This is a genomic window from Kitasatospora sp. NPDC050543, from assembly GCF_044457565.1.
Classification (GTDB): domain Bacteria; phylum Actinomycetota; class Actinomycetes; order Streptomycetales; family Streptomycetaceae; genus Kitasatospora.
In genome coordinates, this window is record NZ_JBITGZ010000003.1 from 263,314 (window position 1) to 276,634 (window position 13,321).

At 75.4% G+C, this 13,321-nt stretch carries 13 protein-coding genes; 10 read left to right on the plus strand and 3 right to left on the minus strand.

Features of this window, described 5'->3' with window-relative positions; translation table 11 throughout:
• Positions 1–291, plus strand: coding sequence for an alpha/beta hydrolase (locus ACIBH3_RS05530; protein WP_396310572.1), 291 nt, complete (start codon positions 1–3; stop codon positions 289–291).
• 85 nt (positions 292–376) lie between these two features.
• Here the strand turns inward: ACIBH3_RS05530 and ACIBH3_RS05535 are convergent, their stop codons facing one another.
• The gene (locus tag ACIBH3_RS05535; protein WP_396310573.1) at positions 377–1,519 is read right to left on the minus strand and encodes a CapA family protein; all 1,143 of its coding nucleotides are present in this window, start codon (positions 1,517–1,519) and stop codon (positions 377–379) included.
• Between the two features lie 167 nt (positions 1,520–1,686).
• Between ACIBH3_RS05535 and ACIBH3_RS05540 the strand changes: the two genes are divergently transcribed.
• The 3 genes from ACIBH3_RS05540 to ACIBH3_RS05550 all read left to right on the plus strand — a co-directional run bounded on the left by ACIBH3_RS05540 (position 1,687) and on the right by ACIBH3_RS05550 (position 4,749).
• Entirely contained in the window at positions 1,687–2,883 is a 1,197-nt protein-coding gene (locus ACIBH3_RS05540) for a M48 family metalloprotease (RefSeq protein ID WP_396310574.1), read from the plus strand.
• Positions 2,884–2,944: 61 nt separating this feature from the next.
• The gene (locus ACIBH3_RS05545; protein ID WP_396310575.1) at positions 2,945–3,367 is read left to right on the plus strand and encodes a MarR family winged helix-turn-helix transcriptional regulator; all 423 of its coding nucleotides are present in this window, start codon (positions 2,945–2,947) and stop codon (positions 3,365–3,367) included.
• 335 nt (positions 3,368–3,702) lie between these two features.
• Positions 3,703–4,749 (plus strand): PP2C family protein-serine/threonine phosphatase, encoded by a 1,047-nt coding sequence (locus ACIBH3_RS05550; protein WP_396310671.1) that lies wholly within the window; start codon positions 3,703–3,705, stop codon positions 4,747–4,749.
• A gap of 111 nt (positions 4,750–4,860) precedes the next feature.
• Here ACIBH3_RS05550 and ACIBH3_RS05555 read toward each other — a convergent pair whose 3' ends face one another.
• The gene (locus ACIBH3_RS05555; RefSeq protein ID WP_396310576.1) at positions 4,861–6,198 is read right to left on the minus strand and encodes an ABC transporter substrate-binding protein; all 1,338 of its coding nucleotides are present in this window, start codon (positions 6,196–6,198) and stop codon (positions 4,861–4,863) included.
• A gap of 131 nt (positions 6,199–6,329) precedes the next feature.
• Positions 6,330–6,911: a hypothetical protein gene (locus ACIBH3_RS05560; RefSeq protein ID WP_396310577.1), complete on the minus strand. Its 582-nt coding sequence runs from the start codon at positions 6,909–6,911 to the stop codon at positions 6,330–6,332.
• 212 nt (positions 6,912–7,123) lie between these two features.
• Between ACIBH3_RS05560 and ACIBH3_RS05565 the strand changes: the two genes are divergently transcribed.
• From ACIBH3_RS05565 to ACIBH3_RS05590, 6 genes are all read left to right on the plus strand, one after another.
• Positions 7,124–7,756 (plus strand): hypothetical protein, encoded by a 633-nt coding sequence (locus ACIBH3_RS05565; RefSeq protein ID WP_396310578.1) that lies wholly within the window; start codon positions 7,124–7,126, stop codon positions 7,754–7,756.
• Between the two features lie 16 nt (positions 7,757–7,772).
• Positions 7,773–9,797, plus strand: a complete 2,025-nt coding sequence (locus ACIBH3_RS05570) for an ABC transporter permease (RefSeq protein WP_396310579.1) — start codon at positions 7,773–7,775, stop codon at positions 9,795–9,797.
• Positions 9,794–10,609 carry an ABC transporter ATP-binding protein gene (locus tag ACIBH3_RS05575; RefSeq protein WP_396310580.1) on the plus strand — a complete coding sequence of 272 codons (816 nt, stop codon included), beginning with the start codon at positions 9,794–9,796 and terminating at the stop codon, positions 10,607–10,609. Before ACIBH3_RS05570 ends, ACIBH3_RS05575 begins: the two co-directional genes overlap by 4 nt.
• The gene (locus ACIBH3_RS05580; RefSeq protein WP_396310581.1) at positions 10,606–11,301 is read left to right on the plus strand and encodes an ATP-binding cassette domain-containing protein; all 696 of its coding nucleotides are present in this window, start codon (positions 10,606–10,608) and stop codon (positions 11,299–11,301) included. The genes ACIBH3_RS05575 and ACIBH3_RS05580 overlap by 4 nt, the downstream gene beginning before the upstream one ends.
• Positions 11,302–11,424: 123 nt before the next feature.
• Positions 11,425–12,390: an ABC transporter ATP-binding protein gene (locus tag ACIBH3_RS05585; RefSeq protein ID WP_396310582.1), complete on the plus strand. Its 966-nt coding sequence runs from the start codon at positions 11,425–11,427 to the stop codon at positions 12,388–12,390.
• Positions 12,390–13,316 carry an ABC transporter permease gene (locus ACIBH3_RS05590; RefSeq protein ID WP_396310583.1) on the plus strand — a complete coding sequence of 309 codons (927 nt, stop codon included), beginning with the start codon at positions 12,390–12,392 and terminating at the stop codon, positions 13,314–13,316. Before ACIBH3_RS05585 ends, ACIBH3_RS05590 begins: the two co-directional genes overlap by 1 nt.
• The last annotated feature ends 5 nt before the right edge of the window (positions 13,317–13,321 follow it).

Here is a 13,321-nt window from a genome sequence, read left to right on the forward strand (position 1 = left end):
GTGGCCCGGGGCGACCTGAAGAGCCACCTCACGTTCGCCGGCCACAGCTACGGCAGCTTCGCGATCGGTGCCGCAGCAAGCGACAAAGGCGGCCTGCACGCCGGCGACATCATCGCGCTCGGGAGCCCCGGCACGGGCGTCTCGTGGGCCGACCAGCTCAACATCGACCCCAATCACGTATGGGTCGGGCAATCCGCCGACGACCCGACCAGGCTCGTCGGCGGCTGGACACCGGGCAACCCCGCCCTGGTGGGCTTCGGGGGCCACAACATCGTCCACCGCCGGGGGTGATGACCGCATGGTCCTCAGCGTCACCACCCCCTGCCTCATGCCTCCCGGCGCTCCGCGGTCGCCCGCCCCCTGAGGTGCCCCGGGGTCAGTGGCCGGCCGGGGCCGGGGTGAGGCCGGTGCAGGTGCGGAGGCTGTCGCGGCGTTGGAGGGCGGCGGTGGCGGGGGCGCCGGTCCGGGGGGTGGGGACGCCGTGGTCGTCGACCAGGGCGGGGGTGAAGGTCTCGGCGGTCACCTTGCCGGCGGCGGTCAGGGTGAGGGTGGTGACACCGGTCTCGTTGGAGTTGGCGTAGTCGGAGGTGCCGTACCAGAGGAAGTTGCCGAAGCCGTAACCGACGTAGGTGTTGCCGAGCATGCCCGAGCCGAGCATGGTGTGGGCGTGGGTGCCGACCACGGCGGTGGCGCCGGCGGTGGCGAGCTTCTTGGCCAGGCCGGTCTGCGCGGCGGTGGGGCAGGCCTTGCCCTCCTCGCCCCAGTGCAGGTAGACGATGACGACGGGCGCCTGGGCCTTCGCCTGCTCGACCGCCTTCACCAGGGCGGGGGCGTCCAGCGCGGAGGCGATGCCGGGCTTGTTGCTGCCGGCCCGCCACTTCTGGTTGGTGAGATCCTCGACCTGGCTGGCGGCCACCACCGCGACCTTCACGCCCCGGATGGTGATGACGTACGGTGCGTACGCCTCCTTCGCGTTGCGGCCGAGGCCGACCACCGGGATCGGTGAGGACTCCTTGGCGGCGAGGGTGTCGGCCAGGCCGTCGGCACCGAAGTCCACGGCGTGGTTGTTGGCGAGCGAGACGACGTCCACCCCGGAGTCGCGCAGCGCGGTGAGGGCCTTCGGTGAGGTACGGAAGGTGTAGAGCTTGGGCTCGGGGGCGCCGCGCTCGGTGATCGCGGTCTCCAGGTTGAGCACGGCGAGGTCCGCCTCGGAGATGGTCCGGGAGATCGGGCCGAGGGCCTGCTCGGGTGCGGTGACGGCGAGCCGTCCGGCGGTGCGGCCCTCGAAGTGCACGTCGCCGGCGAAGGCGACGGTGATGCTGCCGTCCGGCCGGGGCACGGTGGGGCTCGCCGACGGCGCGCCCGGGGCAGGATCGGCGGATCCGGTGGCCGGGGACGCGGCGGGGGCGGCCCGCGTGGCGCGGTCGGCGGCGGGCGCCGGGGCCGGGTCGTCCGGTCCGCAGGCCGCGACCGTGGTCAGGCCGATCAGCAGTGCGACAGCGGGCGCGACACGGCGCATGAGGTCCCCCGGAAGGTCGGTACGAGCGCGCACAGACTACGCGACGGCCCTCGCCCGACCGGCCGCGGCCGTGGTGCGCGATGCTGGTGCCCGCAGAACCGGTGCCCGCAGAAGTCGCGGGGCACCCCGTGGAGCAGCGAGCAGCGGAGCAGCAGCAGAGGAGCGCAATGCCCACCGACCGTGACAGCCGCGCCGACGGCAGCGACGGGACGCGCGGCGCCGGCGGCGGCCCGACCGGCGACTTCACCCCGGCCGAACGTGCCAGGGGCCGGGCGCTGCGCCGCGCCCAGGTGCCGTGGCTGCTGGGCGGCCGGCTGACGGGGCTGCTGCTGTCGCTCGGGCTCGGCCTCACCCCGGCCGGGGCCGGCCTGGTGACGGCGGCGGGTGGGCTGTTCGGGGGGTCGCGGACGGCCGAGGTGCTGGCGGGGGCAGCCGTGCTGGTGCTGCTCGGCCAGGCGGTGCAGCTGCCGTTCGGGGCCCGGGTGCGCACGGTTCGGCGTGTGTTCGGCCTGGTCACCCAGGGCTGGGGCGGCTGGGCACTGGACGTGCTGCGCGGCCTGGCGCTGACGCTGCTGCTGGTGCTGCCCGCCGCGTACGGGCTGTACGCGCTGACGGCGTGGTCGCCGAACCGGTGGTGGCTGCCGGCGGCGGGGGCGGCGGCGGTACTGACGGCGGCGCTGTCGTTCCTGTACCCGCTGCTGGTGGAGCCGGTGTTCAACCGCTTCACGCCGATGGAGCAGGGGCCGCTGCGCGAGGCGCTGATGGAGCTGGCCCGGCGGGACGCCGTCCGGGTGCGGGACGTCCTGGTGGCGGACGCCTCGCGCCGCACGACCGCGCTGAACGCCTATGTCTCGGGGCTGGGCGCCACCCGCCGGATCGTCGCCTACGACACCCTGCTGCGCACCGCCGAGCCGCGGGAGGTGGAGCTGGTGGTGGCGCACGAGCTGGGCCACGTCAAGCACCGTGACGTGCTGACCGGGACGGTGCTCGGTGCGCTGGGCGCGGCCGTCGCGGTCTGCGTGCTGGGCCTGCTGATGTCCTGGGGCCCGCTGCTCGACGCCGCCGGGGCGGCCGATGCCGCGGATCCGCGCTCGCTGCCGCTGCTGGCCGCCTGCGCGGCGCTGCTCGGCGCGCTCTCCGGCCCGGTGCAGTGCGCGGCGAGCCGCCGGATCGAGGCGCGGGCGGACCGCCACGCGCTGGAACTCACCGGGGACCCCGAGCAGTTCATCGCGATGCAGCGCCGCCTCGCGGTCGCCAACGTCGCGGACGTCGAGCCGCCCAGGGTGCTGGAGCTGCTCTTCGCCACCCACCCCAGCGCGGCCCGCCGAATCGCGGCCGCGCGGGCCTGGCGGCCGGCGGGCTGATTCCGGCGAGCCACCCCGGCGGCCCGTGTGTACTGTGCAACAAAGGGCTGAGGAGGTACTCATGTCCGCCCGGGAGTCGTCGATCGACAGCATCCAGCGCGAGCTGACGGCCTTCGCCCGCCGCGCCCGGCACAAGGCGTCCCAGTTGCACCCGGACCTCTCGCTGGTGACGTACAGCATCCTCGACCTGGTCAACGAGCGGGGCGGCTGCCGGGCCGCGGACGTGGCGGCGTACTTCATGCTGGACAAGTCCACGGTGAGCCGGCAGGTCGGCGCGCTGGAGCGGCTGGGCCTGCTGGGGCGCGAGGCCGACCCGGACGACCAGCGCGGGCAGATCCTGCACCCCACCGCGGCGGGGCTGACCCTGCTGCGCGAGGCCAACGAACAGCGCCGGCTCTCCTTCGCCGAACGCTTCACCGGCTGGGCGGACGCGGACCTCGAACGCTTCGCCGAGTACCTGACCCGCTACGGCACGGAGGACTGACCTCCCCGGGTCGTCGGAGGTGGTCGCCAGCAACCTGGGCCCGGCAGCCGGACCGCCGACGGCCCGCTGGCCCGACAGCCGGACCGCCGACGGCCCGCTGGCCCGACAGCCGGACCGCCGGACCCAGCGGGACACCCGGGCGCCCGGACGCCCGGACCCGCGTGGCGCAGCTGTCGGACGCGGTGTACAGAGGAAGCGTGCCCTTTTGGCAGCGCGACCAGGACCCACCCCGTGACCAGGACGGATCACCAGGCCGTACGCTGTCGCGCGGTCCGTCCCGCTCACGCGGCCGGGCTCCGGAGAGTACCGGCGCGTGGCGGGGCAGCGGCTGGGCACTGCCGGCCATCCCGCTGGCCCTGATCGTCGCGATCACCGTCACCGACATCCTCGCGCCGCGCTCGATCCACCTCGGGCCGCTGCTGATCGTCGCGCCGGCCCTGACGGCCTCGCTGGCCGGCACCCGGGCCACCGCGCTGGCCGGGGCACTCGCCGTCACCGCACTGGTGGTCATCGGCGTGCTGCGCGACGGGCTGACCACCGCCAACCACGAGGCGCAGGTCGCCGCGCTGGTCGCCGTCTCGGCGCTGATCGTCGTCCTGCGGGCGCTGCGGGACCGTCACGAGCGGGAGCTGGCCCAGGTCCGGTCGGTGTCCGAGGCGGCCCAGCGCGTCCTGCTGCGGCCGCTGCCGGAGCGGATCGGCCCGCTGCGCCTGGCCTCCGTCTACCTGGCGGCCGAGGCCGAGGCGCAGGTCGGCGGGGACCTCTACGCGGCGGCCAGGACCACCACCGGGACCAGGCTGATCATCGGTGACGTCCGGGGCAAGGGGCTGCCCTCGCTGGGGGACGCCGCACTGCTGCTCGGTGCGTTCCGGGCCGCCGCGCACCTGCACGCCACGCTGCCCGAGTTGGCCACCTACCTGGACGGCAGCGTCTGCTGGGACCTCGCGCAGCCCGCCGACGGGGACGGGCCCGGCGAGTCCTTCATCACCGCGGCGATCCTGGACATCCCGGACGACGGCTCGCAGATCAGGATGATCAACTGCGGGCACCCGCCCCCGCTGCTGCTGCACGACGGCGACGTCGCCACGCTGTCCGCGCTGCACCCCGCGCCGCCGCTCGGGCTGGGCGACCTGGCGCCCGTGGAGTACCACGTCGACACGTTCGGCTTCCGGCCCGGTGACCGGCTGCTGATCTACACCGACGGCGTGATCGAGGCCCGCGACGCGCGCGGGGAGTTCTACCCCCTCACCGAACGGGTCGGGGCCTGGGCGCACGACCACCCCTCCGCCCTGCTCCAGCAGCTGCGGCGGGATCTGCTCGCCCACGTGGGCGGGCACCTGGACGACGACGCCGCCATGGTCGCGGTCGAACGCCTGTCCTGACCGCGCGCCACCGCCGGCCCCGACGGACCTGACGGCCTCGGGAGCCCCGGGGTCCCGGCTTCCGGCTCCCGGCTCCCGGGACCCCCGCGAGGACGGAGCCGCGGCACCCGGTCACGGCCGGTACGGCACCTGCGGCACGTCGAAGCAGGTGGTGTCCATGTTCTCCACCTGCGTGACCCAGCCGCCCCGCCCCCCGTACGCGCCGTCCTGCCAACGGGCGGCGTCCAGGCAGGCGCGGGTGTCGCCGCTCGGCGGCGGTGTCGGGACGAAGTCGGCCGGCAGCAGCAGGCCGTGGGCGTCGTAGGGCTGACCGCGGTTCATGAACCGCTCGACGCAGGTACGGGTCAGCTCGGCGCCGCAGGAGTCCATCGCGTCGGTGAGCCACTGCGCGCCGGCCCAGCCCTCCAGCTCCCACGCCGACATCAGCTGCGCCCGGTCGGGGTACCGGCGGGCCATCGCGTCGCGGAACTCCCGCACCGCCGGGTACCGCACGTCCTCGTAGTTGCGGCTGGAGGAGGTGGCCCAGAGCGCGTTGCGGCAGGTCGGCGTGGAGCTGTAGTCGGACCGCGCCGCCTCGGACCAGTTCTGCACGTTGGTCACCTTGGCGGTGATCCGGGCGCCCGCGTCGTCCAGCGCACGGCAGAGCGCGGTGTTGCCGCGGGCGTCCATCGCGTCGAAGAGCAGCTGAGAGCCGTCCGACTTCACGGCGGCGGCCACCGCCTGGAAGTTGGGCAGCGCGAAGTCGACGGTCTGGACCAGCACGCGGTAGCCCTCCGCCCGCAGGCCGTCCGCGAGCTGGCCGGCGTAGCGGGCGGAGTCGGCCTGGTTGTACGCGACCACGGCGGCGCTGACCGCCCCGAGCTTCTCCTTGAAGTACCGGTAGACCTCGGTGCTCTGGTACAGCGTGCCGTCCCAGCCCACCGAGCGGCCGTCACGTGGGGCGTGGCTGCCGTAGACGCCGTACAGGTGCGGCCAGCGCTCGTACGCGGTGCCGATCGGCTGGCCGCCGACGTCCGGCACCCCCTTGCCGCTGACGTACGGGGCGCCGGCGTAGTCCAGCACGCTGCCCGAGGCGAACGCGAAGACCTGGTCGCGGTCGATGAGCTTGTGGACGCAGTCCTGGTTGCCGATGCCGCTGCCGCCGTCGTCGCAGGTGATCACCCGGACGGTGCGGCCGTGCAGGCCGCCGCGGGCGTTGAGCGCGTCGAAGAAGGCCTGCGCGCCGTAGCGCGGGCCGCTGAACACCTCGCTGCCGACCGGGCTGGTCAGCGAGGTGACGATGCCGATCCTGATCTCGGACGGGGTCACGCCGGTGTCGGTGGCCCGGTTGCCCGCCGGGCCGGAGGCGCCGGGGGCGCTGGGCCGGGGCGTGAAGTCGCTCTCCGGCAGCCGGCTGCCGCAGCCGGCGAGCACGGCGGCGAGAAGGCCGGCGACCAGGCCGGCGAGCAACGCGGCGGGCAGCCGAGCGGGCCGGGCCCCGCGTGTGCGCGGATCCGTCCGCCGGGTTGCGCCGTTCGGGGGACGCGCACGCCTGCCGGGCCGCCGGCGGAGGAACGCCCCGGCGGCCCGGCGGGCACCCGTCAGCTGCATCCGGGGACGGCGGTGTTCCCGCTCTGGGCGACCAGTCCGCACAGGCTGGAGCGCGAGACCTTCCAGGTGCCGTTGTCGAGTACGGCCTGTCCGGTGGCGCTCGGCTCGACCACGGTGCCCTGGAGGGAGAGCGAGTAGGTGACGGTGGCGTCGGTCGGCGAGGTGAAGGTGACACCGGTGACCTGCGCCTTGACCTGGCCGACCCGCGGGTCCTGGGCGAAGCCCTGGAGCGCCGGCGCCAGCTGGTCACCGTTCTGCAGCAGCGCGGCCTTGTCGGCGAGCGGGATCGCCGGGTCGAAGAACTTCTCCCAGTTCTGCTTGACCTGGGCCTCCGCCGCCGCGACGTCGGCGGGCGCGCTGCCGCTCGCCGAGGCCGAGGGGCTGGCCGCAGCCGAGGTGGAGGCGGCGGTGGAGGCGGTACCACTGCTCTTGCTGCTGCTGCACGCGACGAGCGCCGTGACCGCCAGCAGGACGGCGAGCAGCGCACTCGCCGCCCGTGCGGCGGATCCCGGCCGGCCTCGGCCCGGGGGCCGGTCCGGCACTCCGGACGATCGGATGTCACTCTCCGTCATAGCCATGGGGTTCCTCACCGCTGGTTCATTCGAGAGATCGGGGCCGGCCGCCGGCGGCCCCGGTGCGGATTCGCCGTCGCCGGCCGGTGTTTCCCGAACGCCGCTCCAGGAGGTCCGGGAAGCGTCGCAGGTGACACCATGAAGGCGGATCTGCGGACGAAGCGCAATTCAAGTGATGAAGCGGGTCGAACGTCATGGACCGGACGAGGAGCGTGCGTGCAGCCGGGATGGTCCGCGCGTTCCTCCAGGCCGTCCGGGAGCGGCCGGGCTGGTTCACGGCGGCCACCGGGGCCGCCCTGTGTGTACTCGGCTGGTACGGGATCTCCGGTGAGCGGGTGGTGGAGCGGCAGCTGCCGTACCTGGCCTCGGCGACCATCCCGGGCGCCGCGCTGATCGTGGCCGGCGCCACCCTGAGCGCCGTGCGCCGGCCGGGGCGCGGCGACGCGGGGGAACAGACGGACCGCCGGATCGAGCAGCTGTACACCCTGCTGGTCGAGCCCGAACCCGAACCGGCCGAACCCGCGCCCGCGCGGCACCCGGCCGACGCGGCGGCCTCCGGCGAGCAGCCCGGCGACGCGAAGCCCGGCGAGACCCGGCTGGCGGTGCCGGACGGCACGCTCTACCACCGGCCCGGCTGCCCGCTGGTGGCCGGCAAGGAGCAGGCCGAGCCGGTGGACGTGGACCGGCTGCGCCGGCGCGGCCTCACCCCGTGCCCACTCTGCGAACCCGGGCCACCGCAGCCCCCGCAAGTACAGTCGCAGCAGCCGCCGCAGGCACAGCCGCCACCGCCCCCGGACCCCGGACCGGCCCACTCCCCCGCGCCGCCCGACGCGGACGCGGGCTGAGCGCGGAGCCGGCGGCATGGTCGACGTCGACGTCCTCGCGCTGGGCCCGGACCTCACCCTCACCGTTGAGCTCGCCCTCGCCGGGCTGACGGTCGGCAGCGCCGCCGCGCTCAGCGGGATCGGCCTGGTGATCTGCTACCGGGCCACCGGCGTGCTCAACCTCGCCCAGGGCGCGCAGGCGATGGCCACCGCGTACCTGCTGCGCGAACTGGTCGTCGTACGGCACTGGCCGACCGGGCTCGCGCTCGCCTTCTGCCTGCTGTTCGCCGCACCGGCGCTGGGCGTGCTGCTGGAGTGGCTGGTCTTCCGGCCGCTGCAACGGCGCGGCGCCGGACCGGCGGAGACCATGGTGGCCACGCTCGGGGTGTTCGTGCTGCTGATCGGCATCGTGGTGCTGATCTGGGGCACCACCCCGATCGCGGGCGCGCCGGCCGCCGTGGGGACGGCGCCGATCGAGCTGCCCGGCGGGTTCAGCGTGCGGGCGGACACCGTGGCAGCCCTCGCCGCGATCGCCGTCCTGTGTCTCGCCGTCACGGTGACGACCAGGTTCACCCGCTTCGGGCTCCAGTTGCGCGCGGTCGTCGACAACCGTCCGCTGGCGGAGCTGGCCGGGGTCGACGCCGACCGCGTCTCGGCCACCGGGTGGGCCTTCGGCTCCTTCACCGCCGGGCTGGTGGGCGTCGTCCTCGCGCCCTCGCTGCTGCTGGACCCGTACGGGCTGCCGCTGCTGGTGATGGAGACCATGGCGGTGGCCGTCGCGGCCCGGCTGCGCAGCCTGCCGGTGGCCGTCGCGACCGGTCTGGCCCTCGGGATCGCGCAGAGCGAGCTCACCCGGCTGCGCCCCGGCGGCGAACTGCTGCCGCTGGTCCAGGCCGTACAGGCGAACCTGTTCGTGATCGCGCTGCTCGCGACCGCCCTGCTGGCCGGTGACCGGATCTCCGGCGGCCGGGGGGCTGCCAGCCCGGCCCCCGCCATCCGGGCCGACGGCGGCACCGGAGGCACCGGAGGGATCAGCGGCACCGGTATCGCCGCCCGGGCGGCCTGCGCGCTGCTGCTCCTGCTGCCGTTCGGCTTCCGCAGCGACGATCTGCGGGCCGCGCTGGCGGTACCCGCGCTGGCGTTGATCCTGCTCTCCGTGGTGGTGGTCACGGGGTACGGCGGACAGGTCTCGCTCGGGCAGGCCGGCTACGCGGGCCTCGGCGCGCTCGGCACCGCGCTGCTGATGTCGGGCCGGATCCCCGGGATCCCGGCGCTGCCCGCCGTGCCCGCGCTGCTGCTCGCCGTCCTGGCCACCGCCCCGCTCGGACTGCTCACCGGCTGGCCCGCGATCCGCCGCCGCGGCCTGGCGCTGGCCCTGGTCACCTTCGCGGTCGGCATGGCGATGAGCCGCTTCGTCTTCCAGCAGCCGTACGCCACGGCCGGTCTGACGCTCGACCGCCCGGTCCTGCTGGACGGGGACCGGGCCTACTACGCCGCCGAGCTGGTCCTGCTCGCGGCCGGTCTGCTGCTGGTGCGCAATCTGCACCGGGGCCGGCTGGGCCGGGCGCTGACGGCCGTCCGGGACCACGAACCGGGGGCGGTCGCTGCGGGCGTGGACGTACCGCGGCTCAAGCTGCTCGCCTTCATGGCCGGGGCCGGGCTCGCCGCCCTCGGCGGCGGCCTGCTGGGGCTGGCCGGACGGGCCTTCGACGCGGCCGCCTTCGACCCGGTGCTGGGGCTGGTCTGGTTCGCGGCGGTGGTCGTGGTCGGGGCGGACAGCGCCGTCGGCGCGGTGCTCGCCGCCGCTCTGCTGATCGGGCTGGACGCCGGCACCGCGCCCGGCGTGTCGGCGGTGGCGGTCGGCGCGCTGGCGATGGCGCTGGGCCGGATGCCGGGTGGCCTGGCGGGAGTACTCACCCGGGTCAGCCGCGGGGTGGCCGCGCCGACGGGCCCGGCAGCAGGTCCGGCGGCAGGCGCGCCGGCGGGCGAGGTCGGGCTGACGCCGGCGGGGCACCGGGTCCGGGCCCGGATCGCCCGGCGGGCCTCGGAGAGCCGGCCGTGAACCCCGGCCCCGGCGGCGCGGCGGCCCGGTCCACCGGCCGACCCGCCGCGCGCCCCCCGGCCCGGCTGACGGCGCGTGGCCTGGTCCGGCGGTTCGGCGGGCTCGCCGCCGTCGACGGCGTCGACCTGACCGCGCCGGCCGGGCGGATCACCGCGCTGATCGGCCCGAACGGCGCCGGCAAGAGCACGCTCTTCGACTGTCTCGCCGGCACACTGCGCCCGGACGCGGGCCGGGTGCTGCTCGGCGGGCGGGACGTGACCGGGCTGCCCGCCCACGCCCGGGTCCGGCTCGGCATGGCCCGGACCTTCCAGCAGATCGCGGTGTTCCCCACGCTCACCGTGACGGAGAACGTCCGGGTCGGCGCCGAGCAGCGGGCGGGCGGGTCGGTGCGCGGGCTGCTGGGCCTGCCGGCCCCCGGCGGGCGGCAGGCCCAGCAGGCGACCGAGCACGCCCTGGCACTGCTCGGGCTGTCGGCCCTGCGGGAGCGGCCGGCCGCCGCCCTGCCCACCGGGACGCTGCGCCTGCTGGAGCTGGCGCGGGCACTGGCGGGCGGGCCGGGCGTCCTGCTGCTGGACGAGCCGGCCGCCGGGCTGGACACCCCCGAGACCGAACGGCTTGCCCGGGTGCTGCGCGGGCTGGCGGCGCAGGGCATGGCACTGCTGCTGGTGGAACACGACGTCGAGCTGGTCGCCGACCTCGCCGACACCGTCTACGCGATGGCCGGCGGCCGGGTGGTGGCCCGGGGGCCGGTCCGGGCGGTGCTGGCCGATCCGCGGGTGGCCCGGGCCTGGGGGGAGGCTGGGGCGCCATGACCGTCGAGGCGCAGCTGCGCGGCGCCCGCGTCCGGTACGGACCGCTGGAGGCGCTGCACGGTGTCGACCTGGCCTTCCCGGCCGGCCGGGTCACCGTACTGCTGGGCCGCAACGGGTCGGGACGCACCACCGTGCTGCACGCGCTGGCCGGGCTGCTGGACCTGTCGGCGGGCCGGGTGCTGTGGCGCGGCCGGGACATCACCGGCCTGGACGTGCGTCGGCGGGTCCGCCTCGGGCTGTCGCTGGTGCCCGCCGAGCGGGGCCTGTTCACCTCCCTGACGGTGGCCGAGAACCTCGGCCTGGGCCCGGCGGGCGCCGACCCGCAGGACGCCGAGCGGCTCTTCCCCGAGCTGGCCGGCCTGCTCGCCCGCCCGGCCGGGGTGCTCTCCGGCGGCCAGCAGCAGCTGGTGGCGCTGTGCCGAGGCCTGCTCGCCCGCCCCCGGCTGCTCCTGCTGGACGAGCCCGGCCGGGGGCTCGCGCCCGCCGTGACGGCCCGCCTGCACGCGATCCTGCTCGACTCCGCCGCGGAGGGCCGAACGGTGGTGCTGACGGCGCAGTCCCTGCCGCACTCGCTGGCCGGGGCCGGGGTGGTGCACGTCCTGCACCGGGGCCGGGTCGCCTTCTCCGGCGAGCCGGCCGAACTGGCCGAGCCGACCGAGCCGGGGCCCGGCCCGACGCCGGCGAGAGCCTGACCCCGGCGCCGGGGCGCGCGGGCAGCGCGGCGGGCGGGCAGCGCGGCGGGCGGCCGCACGGGGACGGTGTTCGAATTGAGGTGGCAGGACGTGAGGGGTCAGGGTGTCGAGCGGAGGTCAGCCATGCGGGTGCCCGCCGACCGCGAGAGCGTGATCCGCGCCAGCGGCCTGACCAAGGTCTACCCCCGGGCGCAGTCGCCCGCCGTCGACCGGCTCGACCTGGACGTCCGGCACGGCGAGATCTTCGGCCTGCTCGGACCCAACGGCGCCGGCAAGACCACCACCGTCGGGATGCTCACCACCCGGGTGATCCCCACCGCGGGCTCCGCCCGGATCGGCGACATCGACGTGATCGCCCGTCCGGCCCTCGCCAAGCAGGTGATCGCCGTGGTGTCCCAGCAGAACACCCTCGACCGGGCGCTGACCGTACGCGAGAACCTCTACTACCACGGCCTGCTGTTCGGCATGCCGCCGCGCCGGGCCCGGCAGGTGGCCGACGGGCTGCTGGAACGCTTCCACCTGTCCCGGTGGGCGAACTCCTCGGTGTACGAGCTCTCCGGCGGCATGGCCCAGCGGCTGATGGTGGCGCGGGCGATCGGCCACCGTCCGGCCGTCCTCTTCCTGGACGAGCCGACCGGGGGCCTGGACCCACAGGGCCGGCTGGCGCTCTGGGACGTGATGGCCGGGCTGATCGCCGACGGGCAGACCATCCTGCTGACCACCCACAACATGGAGGAGGCCGACCGGCTCTGCGACCGGGTCGCGATCGTCGACCACGGCCGGGTGCTGGCCCTCGACACACCCGCCGCCCTCAAGCAGAGCGTCCAGGCCGACAGCGTGGTCACCGTCCAGGGGCGGGGCGACACCGCCGCCCTGGCGCAGCGCCTGACCCACGACCTCGGCACCGTCGCCCGGAGCCGGCCGATCCCCGGCGGCCTCGAACTCCAGGTGCGCAGCACCGAACGGCTGCTGCCCAGGGTGGTCTCCACCGCCGAGGCGGCGGGCTTCGAGGTGGTCGACCTCTCCGTCGCCGGGACGACGCTGGAGACGGTGTTCATCGGCCTGACCGGGAAGGAGCTGCGAGACTGATGGCCGCCTCCGAGGGCCCGTACCCCGACGATCCCGGCACGGACCGCGCGGGCGCCCGCGCCCCAGGCTCCCCCGCCCCGATCTCCGTGCGCCCGCCACGCTCCGCGCAGGCCGCGGCCCGATCGGCGCTGGCCGCGCTGATCCGGCGCGACCTGCTGGTCCTGCGCAAGCACTTCGGCGAGTTCGTCGGACGGACCGTCATGCAGCCGTTCCTGCTGGTGTTCGTGTTCCTGTACGTCTTCCCGATCATCGGGCAGGGGATCGGCGGCGCAGCGGGTCGGGGCGGGCAGTCGGCCTTCGCCACCGTGCTGGTGCCCGGGGTGGTGGCCATCTCGATCATGTTCCAGGGCATCCAGTCGGTGGCGATCCAGATGTCCCAGGAGTTCGGCTACACCCGCGAGATCGAGGACCGCGTCCAGGCACCCTGCCCGGTCTGGCTGGTGGCCGTCGCACGGGTGCTCTCCGGCGCCGTGCAGGGGATGATCTCGGCCGTCATCGTGCTGCCGATCGCCACCGTGGTGCACGCCCCGGGGGTGCACGCCCGGCTGGACGTGCACTGGTGGACGGCGGTGACGCTGGTCCCGCTGGCGTGCCTGGCGATGACCTCGCTCGGACTGCTCCTCGGCACGGCCTTCGAACCGCGCAACATCGGGGTGATGTTCGGCTTCGTCGTACTGCCGCTGGTCTTCCTCGGCGGCACGTACTACCAGTGGACCAGGCTGTCGCTGGTGCACGTCGGCAGCTTCCACTGGTTGCAGGTGCTGGTGCTGGCCAACCCGCTGATCTACATCACCGAGGGCATGCGCGCGGCCTTCACCGACGCCGAGCACATGCCGCTGTACGTGATCTACCCGGTACTGGCCGGATTCTGCGTGCTGTTCCTCGGGCTCGGGCTGCGCAACTTCCGCCACCGGGTGCTGTCCTGAGCCCC

Bases quoted from the DNA above. Each gene is read 5' to 3' on its own strand.
- ACIBH3_RS05580 (WP_396310581.1), top strand. From the start codon at position 10,606: ATGACCGTCGAGGCGCAGCTGCGCGGCGCCCGCGTCCGGTACGGACCG.
- ACIBH3_RS05585 (WP_396310582.1), top strand. From the start codon at position 11,425: ATGCGGGTGCCCGCCGACCGCGAGAGCGTGATCCGCGCCAGCGGCCTG.
- ACIBH3_RS05535 (WP_396310573.1), bottom strand. From the start codon at position 1,519: ATGCGCCGTGTCGCGCCCGCTGTCGCACTGCTGATCGGCCTGACCACG.
- ACIBH3_RS05540 (WP_396310574.1), top strand. From the start codon at position 1,687: ATGCCCACCGACCGTGACAGCCGCGCCGACGGCAGCGACGGGACGCGC.
- ACIBH3_RS05545 (WP_396310575.1), top strand. From the start codon at position 2,945: ATGTCCGCCCGGGAGTCGTCGATCGACAGCATCCAGCGCGAGCTGACG.
- ACIBH3_RS05570 (WP_396310579.1), top strand. From the start codon at position 7,773: ATGGTCGACGTCGACGTCCTCGCGCTGGGCCCGGACCTCACCCTCACC.
- ACIBH3_RS05590 (WP_396310583.1), top strand. From the start codon at position 12,390: ATGGCCGCCTCCGAGGGCCCGTACCCCGACGATCCCGGCACGGACCGC.
- ACIBH3_RS05560 (WP_396310577.1), bottom strand. From the start codon at position 6,911: ATGACGGAGAGTGACATCCGATCGTCCGGAGTGCCGGACCGGCCCCCG.